At 72.2% G+C, this 299-nt stretch carries 1 protein-coding gene; it reads right to left on the bottom strand.

Annotated features, from left to right (window positions below):
• Positions 1-299, bottom strand: a 299-nt coding sequence (locus ACEN88_RS35155) for an EamA family transporter (RefSeq protein WP_413347048.1), incomplete at both ends; no start/stop codon positions are given.

Raw genomic sequence — 299 nt, 5'->3', positions numbered from 1 at the left:
AGATGGTCGCGCTGCGCCGCCTGCCGGCCAACACGTTCAGCACGCTGCTCAGCGCGATCGCGAGCCATTGCGACACGTCGAGGTGCTCGCCCAGCAGCACGAGGCCCATCAGCGCGCCGATGGCCGGCTCCGCGCTGAGCAGCGTGCTGAACGTGTTGGCCGGCAGGCGGCGCAGCGCGACCATCTCGAGCGAATACGGGATCGCGCTGGACAGCACGGCGACGGCCACGCCGAACAGCAGCACCGAGGGTTCCAGCAGCGCCGCGCCCGCGTGCGCGATGCCGACCGGCGCCGCGATC

Source organism: Massilia sp. CT11-108, from assembly GCF_047302915.1.
In the GTDB taxonomy this organism is placed as follows: domain Bacteria; phylum Pseudomonadota; class Gammaproteobacteria; order Burkholderiales; family Burkholderiaceae_D; genus Telluria; species Telluria orientalis.
Note: the sequence above shows the minus strand (reverse complement) of the source record. Positions and strands in the feature narration are given on the sequence as shown.